Here is a 23807-nt window from a genome sequence, read left to right as displayed (position 1 = left end):
GTGTCAGTGGCCGGTCGACAGGCGGTGTACGGGCGGGCCCGCGACGACACGGTTCTCGACGGTACCGAGTTGCTCGCTGCGCAGCGTGACGGTGTCGCCCGCCGTCAGCCAACCCTCGTACGCGTCGGGCGAGGTGCCGACGTGTTCGAGCAGGCACCCGCCGGGGATGGTTCCCGAGCCGATGACATCACCGGGGCGCAGCGGCGTGCCACGGGAGCTGTAGGAGATGAGTTCGGCGAAGGACCAGTTCATGGCGCGGCTGGAGCCATGGGCGATCTCGGTGTCATACCTCGGGCAGCTCGCCCGGCTCGCCGATGGCGCGCAGACAGCCCCGTACGTGGTCCAGGAAGCAGGCGCCGTCGCCCACCGATCCCGAGCGGGGAACGGTCGGCTGCAGCGTGACCTCACCGATGTCCGCGACGGTCCCGGCTCGGCGGGCCTCGTGGGCGGCCTCGGCCAGGACGTCAGGGCCCAGACCGATCAGGTCCTGGATTCCGAGGCCGGTGTCCAGGGCGAACAGCTCGCGGCCCACGAGTACGCCGGTCCGTGTGGAGCCGTTCCACCGGTACGTCGCCCACTTCACGGGATCAGCCCCAGCCGTGCGGCGTTGCCACCGGCCACGCTGTCCCGCTGGTGCGGGGAGAGCCCGGCGGCCGTCAGACGGTCCAGCGGATCGGTGACGCCCATGTCGTAGGGGTAGTCGGAACCGAGCAGGACCTGATCGGCTCCGACGGTGTCGACGAGGTGCCGTAGCGCGTGCGGGGTGTAGACGAGCGAGTCGAAGAAGATCTCTTCGAGGTACTCGCCCGGCGGGCGCTCGCACGACCGGGCGTCGGAGCGTTCACGCCAGGCGTGCTCGGCCCGGCCCAGATAGACCGGCAGATACCCACCGCCGTGGGCGGCCAGGATCTTGAGCCGGGGATGGCGGTCGAGGGCCCCGGAGAAGACCAGGTGGCTGAGGGCGATCGCGTGTTCAAGGGGCTGGCCGATCACGTTGTACAGGTACCAGCGGTCGAGTCGGCCGTCGACCGTGCAGCCCAGCGGGTGCAGGAACACCAGCGCGCCGAGCTCCTCGGCGCGTGCCCACAGCGGTGTGAGCGCGGGGTGGGACAGGTCGATGCGCCCGTCGCCGTACGGCGCGAACGAGGAGATCTCGATGCCTTTGAGCCCACAGATGAGGACCGCGTGCTCCAGCGCCTCGACCGCGAGCCCCGGGTGTTGCAGCGGGACGACCCCCAGACCGGTCAACCGGCCGCGCGCCCGTGCGCACATCGCCGCGACGGCCTCGTTCGTGGCCGTGAAGATCTCGCGGGCGAGCGAGGGTTCGGCCCAGTAGTAGTACTGGGACGGGCTGGGGGAGACGAGCTGTACATCGACCGACGCCGCGTCCATGGCCTTGATCCGGGCGTCGAGGTCCGTCAGGGCCCTGTGCGCGTCCTGGGACATCCGGAGGGTGACCCGGAGCGACTCCGGGCCCATGAGCCGGGCCTGCTCATCCTGTTCCCTCTGCTTCCGGGCGTTGCCGTTCACCAGCGGCTCCACGCTCGGCACCAGCGCGTGCGCGTGTACATCGGTCACAGACATGGGTGTCATGACGTGGCCCCTCTCCGTCGCTGTCGTGTCGCGATCGGTCGTTCACGTCGATCACGTCGATCACGTACACGGTCGATCAGGCGACGACGCCGGGGGAAGACGAATCTGCCGATGCCGCGTATAGAGCCGGGCTATACGGATGGGTGTGGGTACGGGTACGCGGCCCCGTCACCGGCCTCGCGGCGGGCTCTGGGGCGTACCGGCTGACGGGCGGGCGACCGACGGGTGGCCGACTGACGGGTGGCCGACCGCCGCCGATTCGGCGAGGTCGAATCCGGGGACATCGGCCGCTATCCGTGCGGCGGCGCGGCGCAGCATGTCGCGCAGCCATCGGTGTGCCCGATCGTGAGTACGGTGCGGATGCCACCAGAAGGCTTGTACGACGTCTCCGACGGGAAACGGGGGCGCGAAGACACGCAGGTTATGACGGTCCCGGGCGTGTTCGGCCAGAGGGCGGTGGACCAACGCGACACGGTCCGTTCCCTCGATGAAGGCCGGCACCGCGGAGAAGGTCGCGACGGTGGCCGCGGCGCGGGGGGTGATCCCGGCGAACCGCAGCTGACGCATCACGATCGACATGCCCAGATCCGCCGCCGCGGAGGACCGGTCGGCGTACACGACCCAGGGCAGGGCCGCCAGGACCCCCGGGTCGGGGGCCTCGCAGACCACCTTCGGATTGTCACGGCTGGTGATACACCGCCACTCGGTGCGCAGCAGATCGAGATGAGGAGGGCCGTCCAGCACTCCGTGGGGTGCCAGCATCCCGTCCACGTTCCGCAGGCTCTCCAGCGGATCGTCCGGTTCCCAGCGGCGGGGAAGCTCGAACCGTACCGAGGCGAGCGGTGCCGCCTCGCTCACCAGACGGCTGAGCGCCGGGCCCATCACCTCCAGCCAGAAGTCGCTGGCCAGCAGCCGGAACTCCCGACGCGAGGTACCGGGGGCGAAGGCCCTCCGGTGCACGAAGACCCCTTCGAGACCGACGATCGCCGCCGCCACCGCGGGCCGTAGATCTTCGGCCAGTACGGTCAGCTCGTAACGGCTCCCGCGGCGCAGCAGCAGTTCATCACCGAAGTGCCGGCGCAGTCGGGCCAGCGCCGCGGACATGGAGGGCTGGCTCACCGCCAGTTCCCCGGCGGCTCCCGAGACACTTCGATGCGACAGCAGCGCGTCCAGGTGCATCAGCAGATTGAGATTGAGGCCGCGGAGTTCCACCGAACCCCCTCTCTCTCACCCTCGTTCGACCGGATCCGGAACGCGCGGCGAGGCGATCTGGCGTGCGGCGTGCACGACCGCCTCGCGACGGTGAGCCCGTGAATCGCGCTCGCCGGTGTCTTCGACGGACAGCATGCGGGCCACCTGCGGAACGGCCGACCAGTAGCCGGCCAGCGCGATGAGCAGAAAGACCAGATGCGCCGGCGCGACGGAATCATCGACCAGACCCGCCTTCTGCGCCGCTTCCACGGCCCCGGTCTTCCCGGTGTACAGCCCGGTGCGGACCGCTTCGTCCCGTACCCCGCCGGTGTCGGCCAGCCCTTCCCACAGCACCAGCCGGGCGACGTCCGGGTGGTCCTGCTGGTAGTCGAAAGCCTGGCCGGCGAACCGCGCCAGGTCTTCCGCGCAGGTCACGTGCTGGAGCGGCACATCGGCGGCGAGGCGGTCCAGCTCACCGCGGACGACGGTCGCGAACAGTGCCTCCTTGTCGCCGAAGTAGTTGTACACGCGCTCGCGGTTGACGCCCGCGCCCTTGGCGATGCGGTCGATGGTCGTACCGGAGGGCCCGTACCGCGCGAACTCGGCCACCGCCGCCTGGTGAATACGGCGCTTCGTTCCTTCGACATCCCAAGCCATGTCCGGAGCCTACCCCAACACCAACGTTGCTGTTGGAGATGGGCGGGCGTACAGTCGGTCCCGGAGTGAACCCAACACGAATGTTGGATTTCTGCCTCCGAAGGGGCGTCCCGCCGCGTGACCGCCGGACGCACCGCACCCGGGTGTGTGCCAGGCGGTGGGCTCGCCGGCCGCCGCGGGCTCTCAGTCCCGGCAGCGAGCGATCCGCTCCCCCGACCCCCACCCCCCTCCAGTCCGGTCCGGTCCATGACGAGGAGAAACCATGAATGAGAAGGACGTCAGCCAGGACGTTCGTACGACCCGCTGGTCGTCGGAGCGTGAGGAGGACCTGTTCGCCGTCGACGATCCGGCCACCGGCCGCCGGCTGGCGACGGTGCGGGGAGCCGGCGACGCCGAGGTCGACGCCGCCGTACGCGCCGCCCACGAAGGCTTCCTCTCCTGGAGCCGCCGCACCCCCGCCGAGCGCGGCCGACTGCTCCTGGACGTCGCGAGGAAGATCCGGTCCCACGCCGACGAACTCGCCGAACTGGAGTCCCGGGAGAACGGCAAGCCCCGCGGCCAAGCCCTCTTCGACCTGGAAGCCTGCGTCGGGTGCTTCGAACTCTTCGCCGGCCTCACCCACGACACGCCCGGCTCCGTACGTGACTCCGGCTACGCCCTGGATGTGACCTCGCTCCAGCCCTTCGGCGTGATCGGCGGCATCATCCCCTTCAACTGGCCCCCGATCCATACCGCGGGGAAGACCGCTCCGGCGCTCGCGGCCGGCAACGCGGTCGTGCTGAAGCCGCCGGAGCAGGCCCCGCTGACCGTCATGCGGCTGGCCGAGATCATCCAGTCCGTCCTGCCCGACGACGTCGTCCACGTCGTACCGGGCAAGGGGCCCGTGGGCGCCGCCCTGGCGGGCCACCCCCTGGTGCGCAAGCTGTCCTTCACCGGCGCCCCCACCACCGGCGCCGCCGTCCTCAGGACAGCCGCCGACAACCTCACCCCCACCCTGATGGAACTGGGCGGCAAGAACCCCTTGGTGATCTTCGAGGACGCCGACCTCGAAGCGGCCGTCGCCGGAGCCGTCGAGGGCGGCTACTTCAACCAGGGCGAGGCCTGCACCGCCGCCTCCCGCCTGCTGGTCCACCACTCGGTCCACGACGAGCTCGTCGAACGCCTCGGCCGGGCCGTCGGCAAGCTCCGCGTCGGCCGGGGCCTGGACGCGACCACCCACGTCGGGCCCCTGGTCACAGGGGCCCAGCAACAGCGCGTCCTGGACTACATCGACATCGGCGTCAGGGAAGGCGCCAAGATCACCGCGCAGGCCCCACTGCCGGCGGACCCCGACCTGGCGGGCGGCTACTACGTGGCACCGACCCTCTTCACCGGGGTGCGCCCGGACATGCGGATCGCCAAGGAGGAGATCTTCGGCCCGGTCGTCTGCGTGATCCCCTTCGATGACGAGGCCGAGGCGATCGAGATCGCCAACGGCACCGATTTCGGGCTCGTCGCGAGCGTCTACACCGCCGACAACGCCAGGGCGCTGCGCGTCAGCAGGGCGATCGAGGCGGGCGTCGTGTTCATCAACAACTACAACCGCGCGATGATGGGGACACCGTTCGGTGGCACGAAGCACAGCGGCTACGGCCGTGAGCACGCCGCCGAGACACTGCGGGAGTTCAGTTACAGCAAGACCGTCAGGCTGCCCTCCGGAACGAGGCCGATCCCACGCTGGACCGCGGTCGCCGAGGTGCTCGGCTGAGGGGACCCGGCTCCGGCGTGTGCAACACCCCTGGCGCTACTGCTGAGCGCATGGTCAGGTGGTGCGGCACAGAGCGTGGTCGATGAGGTCGAGCAGCGCGTCTTCCTGACGGGCCGCGATCTGCGGGTCCGCGGAGCGGCTGTGTGCGGAGACGGTGATCGTGCGCCGGCCGTCCGTGGTCGCCGCTGCCCGGATGACATATCCGAAGCCACTTCCCCCGTGGCCGAGGTATCCGCCGCCGCAGGACAGGGGCGTGAAGAACAGGCCCAGACCGTCCCCGGTGCCCGCCGGGTGGCCGCCGTCCTGCGGCACCGGGACTGTCCTCCGCATGGCCGCGAGCTCGGCGGGCTTCAGCAGCCGTCCGTTGACCAGGGCGGCGAAGAAGCGGTTGAGGTCGCGGGCCGTGCCGGTCATCGAGCCGTCGGCCCCGCTGTCGAAGGGACGGTAGGGGATCGTGCTGTCGACCAGCGGGCCGTCAACGGAGAACTGCTGATAGTTGGCCGTGTGCGGACGCGGGAGGAAGGGTTTCGTGCCCGGGGTGTCGGTGCGCTGGAGACCGAGGGGGCGCAGGATGCGGTCGTGGACCTGCTGTTCCCAGGTGTGGCCGGTGATCTTCTGGATGATCATTCCGGCGAGTACGTAGTTCGTGTTGGAGTACGACCAGCGGGTGCCTGCCGGGAAGTCGGGCTCATGGCGCATGGCCAGGGCGACCAGCTCTTCGGGCTCGTAGGCACTCCACCGGTTGGCGAAGTAGGTCTGGGCACTGGGGTCGGGGAAGACGTCGTAGACGTAGTCGGACAGGCCGCTGGTGTGCTGCAGCAGGTCGCGGACGGTGATGGTCCGGCCGTCGTTTCCGGCTCCGGACACGACCCCGGGCAGCAGTTGTTCCACCGACTGGTCCAGGGAGAGCCGCTTCTCGCCCACCAGTTGAAGCATGACGGTGGCGACGAACGTTTTGGTGGTACTGCCCAGACGCAGGTAGCCGTCCTTCGAAACCGGGCGACGTGTGACCACGTCCCCCACCCCGGAGCGGGCGGTGACTGTCCCGCGCGGGGTCTCCAGGCGGACCGCCACTCCGGTGACCCCGGTATCCCGCAGCGCATCGGCGTCACGCTGCACGGACCAACCCGAGCCGGAGGGGCGTGGCGCGGCTGAGGCCGCGAGGGACGGCAGAGAGGACACAGCCAGCGCCAGCAGGGTAGTTGATACCCACACACGACGAAAGATCATGACCTGAGGCTAGGAACAACAGGGGCCACCAGCCATCCGGGATACGCCCCTTGTGAACGGGTGCCAGCCGGATGGACAAGCGCACCAGCCATCGGGCTCCGGATCGAGCCCCGGATGGAGAACGGTACTTGGCGGCGTTTGTGACAGGTTCTGGCGCGATTCAGCGGTTCACTGGACGGCTTCCGCGTCCGCGTGCTTGGACTTGCTGGTCAGCCTGTGCCTGACGAAGGGATACACCACCGTGTAGCCGAGAGCCACGCACGCGGACACGATCGATGCCCAGAGCAAGGCAGCCTTCCACTCCTGTCCGAAGAAATGCCCCATAGAGGAGAGCACTAAGAGGGTCAGCACTGTCATGACGAGCGCTGAGAGCAGATACGCTCCGCGTGTCTTGATCTGCGCGGGTAGGAAATTGGTCAGCAGTTCGGCCAGCAACATCACGGTGTGGACTCCGTTTCTCGACATGCCACGAGCTCTGGTTTCCCGTCCAGGGGAGCGGGTTGAGCGCGGGGCTCGTGTTGATCATCTGGCTGGAGAACGAGTAGGTGGCTGTTGCCACTTCCGGCATTGCCGCTTCCCGGGTGTGCCCCAAGGCGCTCGACCGTCCCCCGACATGCCCAACCGTTCGCCAGAACGTGCGGGTCATGCTGGGAAAGGCAGAGCCCCCGGCAGGTGAAGTCAGCGGTAGATGCCGGATCACGGGTTCGGCATCCGCTCGTCCGCTGTCTTGCGTGGTCGGACCAGGGCTTCTGCTGCACGCCTGTCAGCCGCATGTTTTTGCTCTATGGCGGCCCGCAGCTCCCAAGGAGTCGGCCATGGCGCGCGCCGGTGGATCATGCGGTGGCAGTTGGCACAGATGAGCGCGAGATCGCTGAGCTTGGTCCGTCCCTCTCCTGCTTCGTGCAGCGGAACAACGTGATGGCACTCGATGTATCCGGCGCCGCGGTCGCCATAAACCGCCTCGAAATCGAAACCGCAAGCCTCACAGGCAAGCTGTCCGCCACGCTTGAGAACGGAAGCGATCTTCTTCTTGCGCAGCCCCTTGTTCCGCTCGCGGCTCCGGTGGCGGCGTAGCAGCAACCTGCCCTCGGGGGCGCTGTAGTCGTCTTCCTCCTCCTCTGCCTCCGGGGGCAGATCCTGGAATTCGCCCGCGGTAAGGCCGTGCCGGATGCGCTGGGCTACTTCCGCCATCTCGGCCGGCCGGGCGAGGAAGTCGTTCATGACTTCGACATCCAGCGCGTTGCCGTTCGTGGGCTTCCCTCGGTAGCTGGGGTGCCGGGACGTGATATCAACCGTTTTACGGGCGACGCCGTTGGGGTTCCGGAACAGCTCGTTACGTAGTTCTTCAGGATGGATCGGCATGGTCTGCAGCAGTGCAGACAGCTCGATCACGCGTGGATCGTTGAACTCCAGTCGCTTCCAACCATTGGCCATCGCCAGGGCGCAGGCGAGAATGATCTCGTCACGTGTCCAGTCGGGGCTCCGAGACGAACGGATCACGAAGCCGAGTCGGGCGAGCCACCTGGCGGCGTGCGACCTTCCACCGCTCAACTCGTCCGGCTTCAACACTCGGCCTTGATCGAACTTATGGGCGACACCGGCGATGGCCTTCGAGTCGTACGTCCGGTCCTCGTGCAAGAGGTGATACCCGGTCGCCGGCTTGTACCCGTACTTGGACAGAAACCTGTCGCGACCCAGCTCGTCATACTCCGCTATGGCCTTGAGGACACCGTCTCGGCTGATCGCACCTTTGCGCATGGTGGAAGCGTAAGGTCCGCCACTGACAGCCCGTTAGAAGTCCACCCGTCCTCAGCCCACCACTCGCTCCGGCTGTCACCCCGTCTGCCGTCGTCCCACACTCCACCCGCGGTCGCCGACCGGGCCCCCGCCATCCCGGAGCTGGAGAGTCCCGGCCGGAGGCATGAGTCTTTGACCTGCACGGCCTTCTCCACCTCTTTCTTTCTCTTCACCGTCTCCGCTTCGCCTTGCGGGTTCTGGGGCTGGTGTGAGTGCTCGGGCGGTGGGGGTGCCCTGGACAGGGGGGCTTCGGTGGGGTCGGTGGTCGTCCTAGGTCCGGTGGAGTGGAGGGCAGGGCGTGCATCCCGTGGCGACTACTCGTGGCGCTGGGCCGGGCGGAGCAGGCCGGAGGCAGGAGCGGCGCCCGAGCCCCACGATCCAGCCTGCCGCTCATCCGGCTCCACGATGCCCGGCACGGCTGCGCCACGATCCTGACCGCCGCCGGGGTGGCCCCGCGCGTCGTAATGGAGATCCTCGGGCACAGCCAGATCATCACCATGGACGTGTACACGCACGTCGTCCAGGACACTCAGCGAGAGGCCATCAGCCACATGGACCGGCTACTCATGAGGCGGCCCGGCCGTGAGTGACCGTCCTCGTTGATGTCAGCCGTAGATATCAAAGGCCCCTCACCTACGAAAATCCGTAGGTGAGGGGCCTTTGACCTGGTGCCCCGGCAGGATTCGAACCCGCGACACCCGCTTTAGGGGTTTTCCCTGGGCGAGGCCGTGACCTGCGTAAATGTTGACCGCAGGGTGTCTGGCCTGGGGAATTACCCCTCCCCAGTTCTCACCTGTTCGCGTGGTTTCCCGTCCTGATGTGTGCTGAATCCGTTCCGCGCAGATGTCCGACTGATGGCGCTGTGAGTTGCGACATGGTGGCCCGCCTCCGCTTACGAAGCGGGCGACCACGTCTACCTCGGGATGACAGTCGAGGCAAGGACGTTCGTGTTCGCGCATGAGCTCACTAGCCGCGTGGTGCTGTTCTACCTGGTTAGCGCGACGCGGCGTCCTCCAGCTGCAGCGCCTCAGCGCCTATTCAAGTTCGGCGAACAGCTCGGCCTCGTGAGCGCGTTGGGCTGTCGGACAGACCGGCTTCCAGGCTGGAGCGGATTGGGCGACCGAGGTCGGCTGGGGGGCCGGCGGGCGTGGGCGGCGGCGCTTCCGGGGAGGCACCGTCGCCTTGGGCCGCCGGTTCCCGGCGGGGCGGCTCGTGTCGTGCTGGGTGCGCTTCCGTTGCATGGGCCTCATGAATTTTTCTCCTTGCTCAAGTGGTCTGTTTCCCGCCGCCCGGATTCGTGGTCTTAGTCCGCGTCCGCGTTCGTAGTCTGCCCTCCGTCATGACGAGGTCTACGTATCCGTGTGTTCGGCGATCCGCCGGAGCGATCGGGGTGGAACGTTTGAAGCGTTGCAGATCGGCCGGTGAGCCGCCAAACCGCATGCGTTAGCTGACCGTTAATGCGCGCAGGGCGCCACGTGTCATGCTTTTCCAGTGCCGACCGACAAGGTTGATCGCAGTATGGGGACGCGTGTAAATGAGGGGGATGATGATCATGGAGTTCCGCATATTAGGACCGGTAGTCGCCTTGAGGGCCGAAGTTCCGGTCGAGATCAAGTCGACCAAAGCCCTCGAACTTCTCGCCGTTCTGTTGATGGCGCCTGGACGCCGCGCCTCCCACGCCAGCATCACGCGCTTCCTGTGGCCAGGCAAGGAATCAAACGCAAATCGAATTCGTCAGCTTTTCCATCAATTGCGGCTAGCAATTCCTGGCATCACTCAGTCGAACGACCGGGGATTCTGTCAGATCCAGGTCGATCCCAGGAGTATCGACTACGTTCGCTTCCAGGCTCTCCATCGTGCTGCGAACGCTACTGAGGACCCCTTGGCCCAGCTCAAGGCGTTTCGGTCCGCGCTCGACGAGTGGAAGGGAACGCCCCTGGAGGACATGCCCGGCGAAGGATTCGAACAGAAACGGATCGAGCTCATTGGCGAGTTTCGGAACGTGACAGCTGCCTGTGTCCTTGCCGAGTTGGAATGCGGTCAGACACTCGCCGCGCTGGAGCGGGCTGACTTGGGGCTGGCCAGCTGGCCTGAGAGCGAAAGACTGCTCGACCTCAAGGTACGTGCGCTGGTAAGCCTTGGAAGGCAGCACCAAGTCGAGCCGTTGCTCGCGTCCTGGGCGCATCGGTTCGGCCGGTCCACCGTTCACCTTCTGCTCCGCGGCGAGACGGAGGGACCCTGCAGTACATCTACCGGCGCTCCGTCCGTGCCGACCCGTTACCGGCCCAGACAACTTCCCTCGCAGGCAGTAGACCTGGTGGGCCGTCAGCCGCAGCTCGTCCAGCTCACGGAGGCTTTGCTGGGCCGGACGGCCGGCCGAAGTCGCCTCGCCGTAATTACCGGCATGCCTGGTGTCGGGAAGTCCCTTCTCGCCGTGCGGGCGGCGGAACATGTCGAGGCGAGTTTCCGGGACGCGATCCTTTATGCCGACCTCGGCGGCTTTTCGCCTGGCGAGCCGGAGCGATCCGATGCCGTATTGGCCAGACTCCTGAACGATCTCGAGGTGCGCCCGGCGACGCCAACCATGGACGGCATGATCTCCGCTTACCGGACGGCCCTCGCAGACCGCGCGGTCTTGCTGATCCTGGACAACGTACGGGACGAGAATCATGTACGCCCACTGCTCCCCGGACTCGGAGCCAGCGCGGCGATCGTCACCAGTCGCCGCCAGTTGCACGGGTTGGCGATCAGAGAGGGAGCCGAACTCGTCGACCTTGCCCCGCTGGACCGGCACGACGCCACCGAAGTGTTGCGAACGCGACTGGGCGAGGATCGGATGCGGACAGCCGTGCCGTTCATCAGTGACCTGGTTGAACACTGCGCCGGCGTTCCCATGGCTCTGGGGATCATGGCCGCTCGGATTGCTCAGCGTCCACAAGCACTTGCGGGCATGGTCCGTGACCTCCGGCAGGAAGACACCAGATTGCGCTCCCTCGACCTGGGATCGGAGAACCTGAGCGTCCGCCTGTTGTTGGAGACATCCCGAAAACAGCTGGCTACGGGAACAGCCAGGCTTCTTTGGCAGTTGGCGGTCCATCCAGGGCCGACTGTCAGCTGGGCAGCGCTGCGAGCGTTCGAGCCGGACGACGCTGTTGGTGTCAACGATGCGATCGACGAGCTGATGCGGATGAGCCTGGTGACTGAGCCGATCTTCGAACGGTACTCCCTGCACGACTTGGTCCGCGTCTACGCCGGAGAACTGGCTGACCGGCAGGACGAGGAGGAGCGAGCCCGGCTCGTGGAGCGTGTGCTGCGCTTCTTGTTGCACAATGCCTGGGCCTGCGATCAGAAGCTGGATCCGGGTCGGCGACTGCCGATCGGCGAAGCCCGGGATCTTGAGGTGGTCACTCCGGCACATGCGATGGACGCGATGTCGTGGTTCGAGGCCGAATACTCAACCCTCACAGCTGCGGTCAGGCTGGCAGAGAAGCGCGGACTAGACCATTATACGTGGCTGCTGTCCATGGTCCTGGTGACCTTTCAATGGCGATCCGGTCGCAATCTGGACGCGCTCAACTACCTGACGAGCGCTCTTGAGGCTGCAGAACGCGAAGCTGATCCGGCCGATGTTGCCATGGTCCACCGGATGCTTGCCGGCACCCACCGGAGCCTCGCGGACCGTCCGCGGGCCACGCGTGAACTACGAAGCGCGGTAACGGTGAGTGAGGGCAGCGGGGATGTCTTGGGCGCCGCCCTAGGGCGCCATATCCTCGGCGTTCTGCTACGTGAGAGCGGTGCTCCAGGCGAGGCGTTGGAGCATTTCATGGCAGCTCTACCCGCCTTCGAGCAGTTCGGCGACCTCCTCGGCCAGGGAGCCGCGCTGAACGGTATCGGAAGTGCCCACTATGACCTCGGCCAGTACGACACGGGTCTGGAGTACTGCCGGCGGTCGCTGACGCTGCTGGAAGACACGGATGATCTCAACGGCCTGGCACACGTGCTGTTCAGCCTGGGCCGGATCCGGCTCGTGCTCGAAGACCACGAGGCTGCGGTTGCAGACTTCGAGCGCGCTCGCGACCTGTACCGGTCGCTGACCTATGGCAGCAGGGAAGCCCGGACGCTGGTCTGGCTTGTGGACACGCTTCGGGCTGCCGACCGGTCGCGCGAGGCCGAGGTTGCAATCGACCAGGTCCGGGTTCTGCTGCGAGAACTTGGGGAGAGCGACCTCGACGCGGCTGTCGAGCGATTGAGATACCTGCCGTGATGGCCGTTCAGAAGTGCCCAGAGCCTGGGCGGACTACGGCATGGATAGTCCAAGGCGGTAGGGGGCTGTCGGATCGGGGCACGTGGCCTTCGGTGAGACGGGGGATCCGAGCACAGGCAGCATCGGTTGTAGGTCGTGCAGCAGCTCTGCCGCGCTGGGCCGTTCGCCCGGATCCAGGGAGATCATGGCGAGTGCAAGGCGTCGTAGTGAGTCCGGCATCTCGACTGCGAGACCTTGGGGGAAAGGTACGGCGTTGCTCCGGATCGGGTGCTCCTCACCGCTGTACGGCAACTGCGGGGCGAGCATCTTGAACAGCAGCGCCCCTATGGCGAAGACATCGGCCTGGGGAGTGAGTTTTGCAGTCGGGTCGAACTGTTCCGGAGCAGCATATCCAGGGCTGCCGCCGCCATCCGTGTTGAGCGTCCCGGTACTGACTGAGATGCCGACGTCCAGCAGTCGAATCCGTCCGTCGAGCTGCACCATCGCGTTGTTTGGTGTCACGTCACGGTGGACGTATCGCGCAGTGTGCAGGTGAACGAGGATCTCGCAGAGCTGTCCGACAGCGGATACGGCTGCCTCTGCCGGAACAGGATGGTGCTCGCTGATCCAGTGAGTGAACGTGACGCCGTCGACCAGCTCCATCACGAGGTATTGGCGGTTGTTCCTACCGAACGCCCCCTCGTCGAAAACTTGGGGGATCCCCCGAATCGACTTCACAAATCCAAGACGGTCGTACTCTTGTTTGATGAATTTTCCGTAGTTGGCATAGCTCAGAGTTGACTCGAAGGCGCGAGGGTTCTGGAACTTGATCGCCACATTGCGTCTAAGTTCCATGTCCCGCGCGACGTAGATCTCACCTTCCCCGCCCTCGCCGAGCTTTCGTAACACTTTGTAGCGACCGCCAAGCAGAACCCCGGAAAGCAGCACACCGCTCCGTATGTAGAAGTAGACCCCAATCGGTTCGACCACGTGTCCCGGGGCCCAAAGGAATGAGGAAATTGTGACAGAAATTTGGCCACCAGATGGCCTGGTTGGGGATTCAGTCGTCATCACGGTGCGGCTCAGTATGTTCGGCCCGGAGCGATACCGCTGTCCCGCGTCCGACGTACTCAAGGCGCGTGGGCTCACGCCGCGCACCCGGTCCGTCCGGAAATTTGAGGAGCTGGAACCGTTTCCCCATGGCCCGTTTATGGATGCGGCCGACGCACTCGAACGACCGGCGGACGAGCCGCGGACGCCGAGCCGAGGCCGACAGCGTCCACTGCATGACGGCGTACGGCAGTGGACCGAACACGCACTGCGGACGTACAGGGAGGCGTTTCCTCCGGACCCTGACCTGCGTCTCGCTCGCCAACCGTGGGTCTACAAGCATCAGCAAGCGTCCGGCGACGACCAGACCGCGGCGGAGTATCGGATCACAGCCTGGGGGCGATGCTTGGAATCCGTTGACGGCCGTCGGCGGGAGCTACGCCTCCCGACGGCCAACCGGCTCCGGTCCCGTAGCGACGCGGAGCGCGCCATAGCCGCCCTTGTCGTGGCAGAGGGCGACCCCGATCCCCGGCTGGAAGGGGTCAGGGTCGTTCAGTTCGCCCTGTCCGACGGCAGTACAGCGCCGGTCTTCGAGGGCACCCGGGACGAGGCGTTGGCCTTGTACCGGAAGGACGGGGCGCCCGCTGTCCGCGCACTGCTCGACAGCAAGGAGTACCGCCCCGGCACCGCGTGTACCTCGTGCGCCATTGCTCCGGCGTGCCCGGCACTTCCGAAGACCGCGGGCCTGCTGGGGCTGGCCGACCGGAGTCGGCCGCGACGCAGTTGGTCTTCGACCACTGGTCGCGGCCACCGGAGCTGCCCGGCCCGTGGTTACTTGCGCGGCCTGCGGCTCCCGACCGAAGACGCTGTGGAACGGGGAACTGCCGTCGAGCGTGGGCGGGCGGTGCACGCGTTTCTCGCCGAGCGGCACGACCGGCAGCCGCGCACTCCCTGCACACCCGAGATCCCGGCCGAGTGGGTGCCCGAGGGGTACCGGCTCCCGGATGACCAGCGGCGACTTGGGGCCAACTTGCTGCGTCACCACGCCGAGGTCTGCCCGCTGCGAACGGCCGAACCGCAGTCCGAGATCCGGATCGAGCCCCGGTTGGCGTTCGACGATGTCGCAGCGGATCTGCTCGTCCTTGCGGATCCAGACGTGCTGTACCAGGACGCGGGCTCCTGGGTTTGGCGGGAGACCAAGACCTCTGCCAGTGACCGTCCCCGTCGTGACGTACTGGCTGCCTACCCTCAACTGGCTCTGGCCGTGAAGATCGTCGGCAGCGGTGCATTGTCCGGTCCGCAGGCTCGCGGACGGGTCGAGCTGGAACTGCTGCGCCCCGGCGGTGCGGACCTCCGGACCCTTGACCCGTTCGCGCCCGCAATCCGTGCCGCCGCCGAGGCGGTGCTGCGCGAGCAAGTCTCGGGTTGGCATGAGGAGACGCTCTTCGAGGCAGTGCCCGGCCCGGAGTGCGCCGGCTGTGAGGTGGCTCGGTGGTGCTCGGTACGGCAGCCGCAGCAAGCCGGACCGGAGGAGGGCTCATGACCGAGGTCAAGCGGACGGACCTCGACCTGCTGATTGCGGTGGCCCGTGGTGTGATCGAACTGACTTCGATCGCCCGGTCCGCGACGTTCCGGCTGCCGTACCCGCCCGGTGTGCAACTGGCCCTGGATCGAATGGTGTTGTTAGCAATGACCCGGGGCCGTCCCGTACCGGCCGGTGTGCCGGACCTGATGTCCTGGTGCCGGGAGCGAGAACCGCAGGAATGGGGACTGGAACTTCCCTGCGGTTTCCTGACTGCAGGGGCCCGTCTGATTCACCCCACGGCAGGTGAGCCGACCCGGACCTGCGCCGAGCTTGCCTCCCTTGGTTCGCACGGCGGGCCGGAGCAGGAAGCCGAGACGCTGCTGGCCGGACTCGCCAGTACCTGTGGCACCGTGGAGCGTTTCGCGGCGTGCCGCGACTTCCTCATTCGTCGACCGGTCATGCTCCGACCCGACCCGATGGAGCTGCTGCGGCCGACCGTGGCCCAGATCTGGAATCTGGTCAAAGGGCTCTACGGTCCCGTGCCTGACCGCTTTCCGGCTGACCGGCTGGTGTACTGCTGCAACGGTTGCGGGTTGCTCGCCAAGGCCGTGACAGCGGGTGGCCCCTGGTGCGAGGGCGGTTGCCCACCCGGTGACCGCAAGCTCGAAATTTCCCATGAACCTCAGTCGGCCATCGCCCTGCCGTTCGCACTCCGGCTCTTTCTCGCGCTCCCCGGTCGCATCGAGCAAGCCGTCCGTTCCAGGCTCACCGATCAGGCCGAGCTGCTCCCGTCGGGCTCGGGCGTTCACCGCCTTGTCGGTCAGGACGGGACGCTCCGTACGTTCCAGGTCCATGACCGGGAACAGCCGGGTCCGGCTGCCTTGCGGGCAGCGGAGGTCGCTGCCGTGCTTGACGGGCCGTTGGACATCGTGGTCGCGGACAGTGCGGCGGCGCGCCCCGGATACCGCCGGCACTTTGAGCATGAGCTACCGGCTGACACGCGGGTGCGTCTGCTGGCCGTGAGCGATTTCATCGCACCGGGACCGGCCGGTCGAACAAGGAGGATCCATGCGTAGCACAGAGCAGTCCCTGGATGAGGTGCTCTCCCTTCTGGCGGCCGCCGATCCGAGTATGAAGAATGCCCGGCGCGTCTCTTTGTGCGAGATCGAGGTAGGTCTCCTGCTCCAGGAGACATTCGCACCCGGCGCGCCGAGTGAGGACGCCTGGACGCTGTTCAGCGGTTACCCGTTCGCGAGGGCCTGGGGAGCCGTTGACGTGGTGGGGGAGCGAACCCTGCGCACGGCACGGCACACAATGTGGACCTGGGGTCGCCGTAAAGCCTGGACCGAGGCACTCCAGGAGTACCAGCTGCTCGACCGCCAACTCCGCGGCTACGAGGTCGCCGACCCTGGCGTCGCAGCTGTCCGCCGACTCTCGCTGTCGGTGGCACCGGACCGCTGGAACGTCTATGCGCAACTTCTGCACAACGCACCGGCTTTCGCCGGACGGCCCATGACATTCGCAGATGCCGGCCGACATGCCTTCCCGATCGGTAGGCACATGGCCACCGTCCAACTGCCCCCGGTTGAGACGACATTGCCGCTCAGCCATGCTTTCGCCGCACCGCCGGCGAATGGCGGTGAGCCGCTGTCCTTCCTGTGGAGCGAGCTGCTGGAGACGGCGGCGTTCATGGATTCGGTGAAGTCCGAGAACTGGAGCGGGCGCCTTCGGGCGGTCCACCTCTTCACCCGTCAAGGCGGCGAATTCCGATGCGCAGACCGCTTCGAGGTGGCGCGGATTCAGCACCTGCTGGGCATCGTCGGTGCGGGAAAGAGCACACTGCGGGACGTACTGGCGGTACACCTGGCCGGTCTGGGTCTTCGGGCGACCATCGTCGTCGGTGATGTCGCGGAGCAGCTCAAGCTGGTCGAGCTGTACAACCTGTACGTGCCTGGGTCGGCGGCCCCCGTGCTCGGAGCGTCGGGGAGACAACAGCATGCCGAACGGTTGCACAGGCGCTCGGTCGGCCGTGGCAGACGCAATCTGCTCACCCATGACGATCCCGCGTTCGCTTACTTGAGCACGTCCTGTGCTGTGAATGCGCTGCGGCACTCGGAGGGACAACTCACCGATGACCTCTTGGGCTTCGGCGAGGCGCCGTGTGCCAGGTTGCAGAGGCCCAGCCGCCGCCACGACCTGGTGGACGAGTGGGCACGACGGCCGATGGCCTGCCCCTTTTGGTCTGCCTGTCCCCGCCACCAAGGCGCCCGCGAGCTGGTGAGCGCGGCCCTCTGGGTCGCCACGCCCGCCAGCCTGGTCGACTCCAAGGTGCCGCACCCGCAGAACTCTGAGCGTGTCCGCTACCTTGAACTCGCCTGCCGCCGCAGTGATCTGGTGATCGTGGACGAGGCGGACCGGGTTCAGATGCAATTCGACCGGATGTTCGCTCCGGCCATCCCGCTGATCGGCGGCGGTCCCGATACCCGGTCCTTTCTCCACGATGTCAACCAGCACCGCATCCGAGAGTTGGCCGGAGCTGGCGGGATCCAGTTGTCCGACCGGGACGTTGAGAACTGGTCGGCCGCTGTCAACACCACTCAGACCGCGGCTGATCGCTTGGTCGCCATGCTGGTCCGCGATGTCGAACTGCGTGATTGGGTCAGGACCGGGTACTTCAGTGCTTGGACGCTGCAACTCCGCCTGCTGGAGGAGCGATATCCGCTTCCGGAGGACCGCGAGAGCGCACCCGCCGATACGGCGACACCTGCTGCCGAGCACTCGCACCGGGCGCCGCGATTGCGACTCACCGAGACCCTCGACGCCTTCCGGGAGAATCCCTTTGGCGATCGGCAGCGCTCTACCGAGGACAGCCTCAAACTCACTGGCCTGCTCGGTGAACTCCTTCACACCAACTACCGTGAAGGCACCCGGGTCCGGTTGGAGCAGATGCTCCGAGACTTGTTCACCCTCGACCCGCTGCTGGAATCCACCGACAAGGGCCAGGAGTGCTACCGGGAACTGCGCGTTCTCGCGCGTGGGGAACGGCCAGGGGCGCCGGAGCCTCGGGGGAAGGATCGCAAGAAGACGAAGCGGCGGAAGAAGGAGCGTCTTCCGGAGAACCCGGGCGCGTGGCTCAAGCTCCTCATGGTCCGCTTTGAGTTCACTCTGCTGCTCAGCGCGTTGGAGCCCAAACTATCGCTGATCAACGCCATGTGGCCGCGTGTCGCTGGAGCGCTCAACCTGGGCTTCAACGACATGTACCGCAGGCCCCTCGACTACGGGCCCATGGTGCCCGAGGCACCGATGGGCAATGTTATCGGCTTCCAGTTCCTCATGGATGGCCCTGACCTTGGCGGAGTGCGCACAGGGGAACTGCGCTTCTTCCGGTGCAGCGGTGTCGGGCGGGAGCTTCTCCGGGCGATGCCCGATCTGCCGACGGTGGACAGCCGCCCCGGCGCCAACGTCCTGCTGATGTCAGGCAGCAGTTGGGCCGGCAGCTCCAGCCGCTACCACATTCCGGTGGAAATCGGCGTGATCATCGAGCCCGCCCCTGAGGAACTTGAGCGGATCGCCGAACAGAGCGAGTTCCGCTTCGAGTTCATCCGCGACGGCTGCGGCTGCCGTGTGGGCTGCACGTGCGATGAGCAGTACGAGGGGCTGCGACTTTCCGGCGAGCCGCTTGAGCAGCGGGCGGACATCCTGCGCCGGATGGCCGTTGCCCTCGGCGACGAGGGCAACGGAATCAGTCGTCTCCGGGAGGAGCTGATGCTCCTTCCGGAGAGGCGTCGGCACATTCTGCTGCTCGTCGGTAGCTACGAGGAATCCAAGGTCGTTGCGGACACCCTGCACACCCTCAACAAGCGCTGGAAGGGCAGGGTCTACCGGCTGGCATCCGACGATGATTCCGAAGCTGGCACCTGGTCGGACGACGATGAGCAGCATGCCCCCGTACTACGCCGTGGCGATGTCGAGACACTTGCCACCACCCGTGCCGAGATCCTGGTGGCGCCGCTGCTGGCGGTCGAGCGCGGACACAACATTCTCGACCTCAGTCGCGAACACGCCGCGATCGGGTCGATCTATTTCCTTGCCCGGCCCAACCCGCGCCCCGACGACCTCAGCCTTGCGGTGCACGCGATCAACGACTGGATCGTGCGGGCCATGGACGGTGGGACGTTCGACGACTGGGTCCGAGGCGAGCAGAGCCTGGGTCTCGGTGCGCGCAAGGTCAGGGACTTGGCCCGGTCCCAGTGGTACCGGGTACTCGCCAGGAGCATGGCGTGGAGCCGCCTCGACGGCGACCGGGAAGCGATCACCTGGGACCTGCTCGTACTCATCTGGCAGGTGATCGGTCGCTCCGTGCGCGGCGCCGTGCCCACCAGAGTCGCCTTCGTGGACGCTGCGTTCTCCCCCAACCTGGCCGCAGGAGGAACATCCGGAGAGCTGGACACCCAAGAGACCAGCCTTCTGCACAGCATGCACGACGTTCTCAAGCCGTACTTCATGCCGGGTACGTCCGTGCCGGCCGATGACCGCCACATCGTTCAGGCACTCTATCGACCGATGTGGCTAGCGCTCGACCGCTGCCTCACTCGGTCCGCCAATGAAAGGAACACCTCGTGTACCAACTGATCAGCACCACCGCATACGAGCCTGACCCCGAGGCCGGGCCATGGAACGAGCAGTACCGGGTTATCAGCTTCCCCGAGGCGTGGCGAGCCGAGTTCATGGACCTCTACCGACGGCGGTGGCGTCGGCGGGACGGTCCGGTGGGTCTGCCCATCAGCAGGCTCAACGATCTGCTCAGGGCCACCGCCCCAGGACTGGTGGCCACCGGCCGAGGAGCAGCGAACAGCGCCGAGGTACCTTGGTTCTACGCGTCCGAGGAGATGCCCTCAGGACTGGTCGCTCCGCTCCTGGCCTCCTGGGCGATGACGCTGCCACCTGGCACCGACCCAGACGCGGAGCGTATGGCCGATCACCGTGCCGCCCTGGACCGGGCACTCGCCTTGATCGACCATCACACACCGCAATGGCGCGACGAGTCCGTGGACCTCACGGCTGCGGAACTCTCCCCAGGTGGCACCGCCCAGCCCGACCCTAGGCTCTACCACCTGCTGCCCGAGCGGATTGGTGCCACGCTTACCGCCCGCCCGCTCCGCCTCAATGGCGTCGACCTTTCCTTCCGGCTGGTCACCCGTGACCAAGGGGTCGAGCTGGTCAGCTGGCCGCCGCGGTCATACACCAAGGGAAAGCGCACCTGGCACTACTCGGGCTTGGTGACCATCACCGTTCAGACGGTGCCCTTCGCCGCGCGTTTCCGCGTGCACGTCTCCTACGGGATCCGCCGCTGGGCCACAGGCTCTCCCGTATGGCTGCCCGAGGGCCGCAGCGCGACCGTCCTCCTCGACGCGCCGCCGCCGTGGCCGGGTGCAAACGGTCCGCGTCGCCGACTCACCGTCAACTCGCTCGCCTACGACCGTGGCCTCGGGATGCTGGCCTGGAGTCGGCAGAGCCTGGTCGGCCTGCTGCCCGAACTGGACGTAGTACGTGCCTACCCCAAGCCGTCCGAGCTGGTCGCTGACTCCGTGGACTGGATCGAGGGCAAGAACGGGGTTGCCGCAGGCGTGCTGCACAGCACCGCGATGGGTCGGCACGGTGTCGGCGCCGGGGTCATGCCGCTCGAACGGTCGCTGCTTGACCACTGGGTCGAGGAGGGCCTCCGTCCCTTCCTCCGCAGGGTGCCGAACCTTGAACGCGCGCACCGGAAGTCCAAGCCCGTTCTGCTGCCCACCTCGCCGACGAAGGACCCAGCGAAGCAGGAAATGCGGGCCCGGGACCGAATCCGAGCCCGTCGCGACGCGGTGCGCGCGACCCTCGACGGGCAACCGCTGCTGGTGGACGCGCTCTGGCAGACCGAGGAGACCCGGGACGCATTGGTCGCAACGCTTCGTGAGTGGTTGGGTCTGCCGGCCGGATCCAGCGGACCGAACGGCGACCACGAATGGGAGGACGGGGACCTGCGGGTAGTGCTCCGCGCCCGTCCGCTCGGGACCCTGGGCGCTCCGCTCGGGATCGCCCGGGAATCGGGCCGGTCGCGAGCCCAGGCGCTGGCCCAGGCCGCACGGGAGCGCGCCGCTCGGACGGCCGACCAGCTCGGCCCTCGGTCGGGCGTGGTGGGGCTGGCGATTGTGGAGACGCTGGGTCCCGAGCGGTTCTCAGCGAAGGACTCCGACCCCAAGTTCGCACTCCGGCTCGGCTGTGCCGCGGCCCGCCGGGTCAGTCAGTTCATCGTCGTACCGGAGGACGCTGACGGGGACGTGGCTCTGCGTGCCCGGTCCGCCCTGGCCGACGGAATGCGTCAGCTTGGCGCTGTGGTTCCGCCGGACCAGCAGCTGGACACGAAGCTGGCGGACGACCTCCAGTATCTGGCGCTCTGGTACGTCCGGCGCCAGGCAGACGGGCCGACCCGGCAAGCGGCACAGCGCCTGGTCGCTCTCCGGATCCGGCCACGCGACCCGGTGCACCCCGTACGCGGCTGGGACGACAATCTCAAGGAATGGGTGCCGTACGCCCAGTTGCTGCTCACTCTCGCCACCGACGGGTCCGCAGCGGAGGGCTCGGCCCAGATCAGATCGGGCCGGGTTGCCGCGACCAGTGACGAGCGGCGTGACGAGGTCGAACGCCAGGTCAGGTCGTTGCTCTACCAGGTGCGCGATCGCCCGACCCTTCTCGTGGCGAATAGCGCCAACCTACGCTGGGCTTGGCCCGGACTGAACAACGGGCAGTTGATCAGGGACATGGTCACCTTCTATGGGGAGCAGCCCGCGCGGTTGACACTCTACGGAGCCAGCCTGCGGATGGTATTGCTCCGGGACGCCAACAGCCGCGATGAGACTCCTGAGTGGTACGCGCCTGGTGGGAACGACGAAGAGCCGCCGGGATTCTCCGCCGGACTCTGGGCCGCCCGCGGCGCGGGCCCGGACAACCGGGTGTTCTTCAGCACTGTGGGCAAGCCGCCAGCTGCGGGCACAGTGCGGCGAGACATTCGCAAACTGGTCCCCGACAAGGACTGGCCGCACGGCCCTGCCGCCACGGCCTGGAACCCGCAGGCGCTGGAACTCACCGTGGTGGGCTGCCTCTCCGAAGCAGCCATGGCGACTGCCGGGCAGAGAGACGTCACCCCCGACCACCCCGCTCTGCTGGCGGCGGCAGCTCACCAGCTCCGCTTCCACGACGACTACCATCCCCTCGCCCGGCCGCTTCCGCTGCACCTCGCAAGCCTGGCCGAGGAATACGTCCTGCCGCTCGCTGTGATTCCGCCTCCGGTGATCGAACGGGTCGACGAATAAGGGCGATGACACGAGGCGCTCGGCGAGCGCGGGTCGTCACAGACCGCAGAGTTTTCCCTGGGAGGGACCTGGGGCTTCCTGGCGAAAGGTGCGTTGACCTGTGGAAACTCCCCTGGGTAGTTCTTACCCATCTACGCCGTTTCCCAGGTTCATGTGCCCTGGTGAGCTGGCGTCGTTTGGACCCACGACCCTTCGTCCCAACCGAGGTTCGGGTGAGGTTGTACCGCCTGGATGGATTTGCCCAGGTCGGGGCGTTGGGCTCGATTGCGCCCGGCGGTGTCGAGAGGGATTAGGGAGCGGGTTGGCTGCTGGTGGGATGTTCAACGCCGCAGGCAAGTCTTCCGGTGGCTGAACCTCGTCGGCGAGCTGGACCAGCTCACGCCATTGTGCGACACTGAGATCGAGGGTCACAGGCTTGCGATCCCAACCAGCCGTACTCCCTTCACCACTTGAGTGAGGCCCGCTGCTCGCAACACGCCAGCCGAAACTGGTGTTGAAAGAGGGAGTTTTCTGAAGTTGAGATAGCCCTCAATTCGGAAGGTTCTTGGATCCCCTCCTCAGCTTCCTCTTCTTGCATCCACAGCGCGCCTATTCCACTGGCGCGCTCAGTCTTCGCGTCGACGATTTCTCCGAGCGCGACCACGCCCAACACGCCATAGCAGAACGGCGTCCCCAACCTGGGCATCAGGGCTAACGACCGCAGATAGACGTGAGGGCCAATCCTCTCGGTTCCGCGACATGTTGTATGCCGCTGCTTTGTTCTCGGCGACCTTCAGCCAGTACTTCACCGCACCTACTCTGCTTGCACCTCATGCACCGTCATGGTGTCGGAAACGCCGCTGGAAGACACGGGCCGCTCTTCTGCCGTGCTTGGACGCGCCGAGACCAACGCAAAGCACGGTAGCTGGGGCCACTGCCAACGCGGCCTGGCGCACAGTTGAACGAGAGCCTGTGTGTACGGGGCGGCATTGCGGTGCTCGCCAGTTGGCCTCGGGGTACGGTCCAGCACCCCCTCGACTCGCGCCTCGCAACGTGCCCGACGTCACCGGTGAGGGCTGCCGCGCGTTGGCGGGGCCGGGGGAGCGCTCGACTTGCCCGCGTGGCGCGAAGGGGCAAACGCTGCTTCCGCAGCGCGGGTACGGCGTCGCATCGGACCACGGTGGAGTGACGGCGTGGGAACCAGCCAGGCTCGGCACCGCCGGTGTCGGCCCGTAGGGTCGATGCTGAAAGCACGCGAGACTCTACGGCCCTGCTGGCCTTGCCATCAAAGGTACTTGGAAAGGAATACGCGCACTGACCTGAGAGAACGACGCTAGTCGATTGTTGAAGTATCCCTGGTAACCCTGAGCTTTGAACTTCCCTCGCTGCGGAACAGGTTGCCACCATCGGAAACTCGTTCACTTCACGTCGCTGAGATGCGGT

Annotated in this window: 15 protein-coding genes and 1 pseudogene; 7 read left to right on the top strand and 9 right to left on the bottom strand. The window is 66.8% G+C overall.

Annotation, left to right across the window (positions count from 1 at the left end):
- Positions 1 to 3: 3 nt before the first annotated feature.
- The 5 genes from AB0M67_RS40120 to AB0M67_RS40100 all read right to left on the bottom strand — a co-directional run bounded on the left by AB0M67_RS40120 (position 4) and on the right by AB0M67_RS40100 (position 3441).
- Positions 4 to 276, bottom strand: a complete 273-nt coding sequence (locus AB0M67_RS40120; RefSeq protein ID WP_365753022.1) for a fumarylacetoacetate hydrolase family protein — start codon at positions 274 to 276, stop codon at positions 4 to 6.
- A gap of 7 nt (positions 277 to 283) precedes the next feature.
- The gene (locus tag AB0M67_RS40115; protein ID WP_365753005.1) at positions 284 to 583 is read right to left on the bottom strand and encodes a hypothetical protein; all 300 of its coding nucleotides are present in this window, start codon (positions 581 to 583) and stop codon (positions 284 to 286) included.
- Entirely contained in the window at positions 580 to 1593 is a 1014-nt protein-coding gene (locus AB0M67_RS40110) for an amidohydrolase family protein (protein WP_365753003.1), read from the bottom strand. Before AB0M67_RS40110 ends, AB0M67_RS40115 begins: the two co-directional genes overlap by 4 nt.
- A gap of 168 nt (positions 1594 to 1761) precedes the next feature.
- Positions 1762 to 2805, bottom strand: a complete 1044-nt coding sequence (locus AB0M67_RS40105; RefSeq protein WP_365753001.1) for a LysR family transcriptional regulator — start codon at positions 2803 to 2805, stop codon at positions 1762 to 1764.
- 15 nt (positions 2806 to 2820) lie between these two features.
- Positions 2821 to 3441: a TetR family transcriptional regulator gene (locus AB0M67_RS40100; RefSeq protein ID WP_365753000.1), complete on the bottom strand. Its 621-nt coding sequence runs from the start codon at positions 3439 to 3441 to the stop codon at positions 2821 to 2823.
- Positions 3442 to 3703: 262 nt separating this feature from the next.
- Between AB0M67_RS40100 and AB0M67_RS40095 the strand changes: the two genes are divergently transcribed.
- Positions 3704 to 5188 (top strand): aldehyde dehydrogenase family protein, encoded by a 1485-nt coding sequence (locus AB0M67_RS40095; RefSeq protein ID WP_365752998.1) that lies wholly within the window; start codon positions 3704 to 3706, stop codon positions 5186 to 5188.
- Between the two features lie 54 nt (positions 5189 to 5242).
- On the opposite strand, the gene AB0M67_RS40090 is transcribed toward AB0M67_RS40095, so the two are convergent.
- The 3 genes from AB0M67_RS40090 to AB0M67_RS40080 all read right to left on the bottom strand — a co-directional run bounded on the left by AB0M67_RS40090 (position 5243) and on the right by AB0M67_RS40080 (position 8176).
- A complete protein-coding gene (locus AB0M67_RS40090) occupies positions 5243 to 6307 on the bottom strand; it encodes a serine hydrolase domain-containing protein (RefSeq protein WP_365752996.1) in 1065 nt (354 codons plus the stop codon).
- A gap of 279 nt (positions 6308 to 6586) precedes the next feature.
- On the bottom strand, positions 6587 to 6859 hold the full coding sequence (locus tag AB0M67_RS40085; RefSeq protein ID WP_365752995.1) for a hypothetical protein: 273 nt from the start codon (positions 6857 to 6859) through the stop codon (positions 6587 to 6589).
- Positions 6860 to 7114: 255 nt separating this feature from the next.
- Complete coding sequence (locus tag AB0M67_RS40080; protein ID WP_365752993.1) at positions 7115 to 8176, bottom strand: HNH endonuclease; 1062 nt, start codon at positions 8174 to 8176, stop codon at positions 7115 to 7117.
- A 428-nt stretch (positions 8177 to 8604) separates the two neighbouring features.
- Between AB0M67_RS40080 and AB0M67_RS40075 the strand changes: the two are divergent.
- Positions 8605 to 8805: pseudogene (locus AB0M67_RS40075) on the top strand (tyrosine-type recombinase/integrase); the annotation flags it as partial.
- 953 nt (positions 8806 to 9758) lie between these two features.
- Positions 9759 to 12479 (top strand): tetratricopeptide repeat protein, encoded by a 2721-nt coding sequence (locus AB0M67_RS40070; protein ID WP_365752992.1) that lies wholly within the window; start codon positions 9759 to 9761, stop codon positions 12477 to 12479.
- 33 nt (positions 12480 to 12512) lie between these two features.
- Here AB0M67_RS40070 and AB0M67_RS40065 read toward each other — a convergent pair whose 3' ends face one another.
- Positions 12513 to 13448, bottom strand: a complete 936-nt coding sequence (locus tag AB0M67_RS40065) for a serine/threonine-protein kinase (RefSeq protein ID WP_365752990.1) — start codon at positions 13446 to 13448, stop codon at positions 12513 to 12515.
- Between the two features lie 466 nt (positions 13449 to 13914).
- On the opposite strand from AB0M67_RS40065, the gene AB0M67_RS40060 reads away from it, so the two are divergent.
- From AB0M67_RS40060 to AB0M67_RS40045, 4 genes are read left to right on the top strand one after another with little or no spacing between them, the layout of a single operon-like run.
- A complete protein-coding gene (locus AB0M67_RS40060; protein ID WP_365752989.1) occupies positions 13915 to 15051 on the top strand; it encodes a PD-(D/E)XK nuclease family protein in 1137 nt (378 codons plus the stop codon).
- The gene (locus AB0M67_RS40055; RefSeq protein WP_365752988.1) at positions 15048 to 16109 is read left to right on the top strand and encodes a hypothetical protein; all 1062 of its coding nucleotides are present in this window, start codon (positions 15048 to 15050) and stop codon (positions 16107 to 16109) included. The genes AB0M67_RS40060 and AB0M67_RS40055 overlap by 4 nt, the downstream gene beginning before the upstream one ends.
- Positions 16102 to 19665 (top strand): hypothetical protein, encoded by a 3564-nt coding sequence (locus AB0M67_RS40050; RefSeq protein WP_365752987.1) that lies wholly within the window; start codon positions 16102 to 16104, stop codon positions 19663 to 19665. Before AB0M67_RS40055 ends, AB0M67_RS40050 begins: the two co-directional genes overlap by 8 nt.
- On the top strand, positions 19653 to 22385 hold the full coding sequence (locus AB0M67_RS40045; protein ID WP_365752985.1) for a DUF3962 domain-containing protein: 2733 nt from the start codon (positions 19653 to 19655) through the stop codon (positions 22383 to 22385). The genes AB0M67_RS40050 and AB0M67_RS40045 overlap by 13 nt, the downstream gene beginning before the upstream one ends.
- Positions 22386 to 23807: the final 1422 nt, after the last annotated feature.

The sequence above is a fragment of the Streptomyces sp. NPDC051662 genome, from assembly GCF_040681655.1.
Classification (GTDB): Bacteria; Actinomycetota; Actinomycetes; order Streptomycetales; family Streptomycetaceae; genus Streptomyces.
Note: the sequence above shows the minus strand (reverse complement) of the source record. Positions and strands in the feature narration are given on the sequence as shown.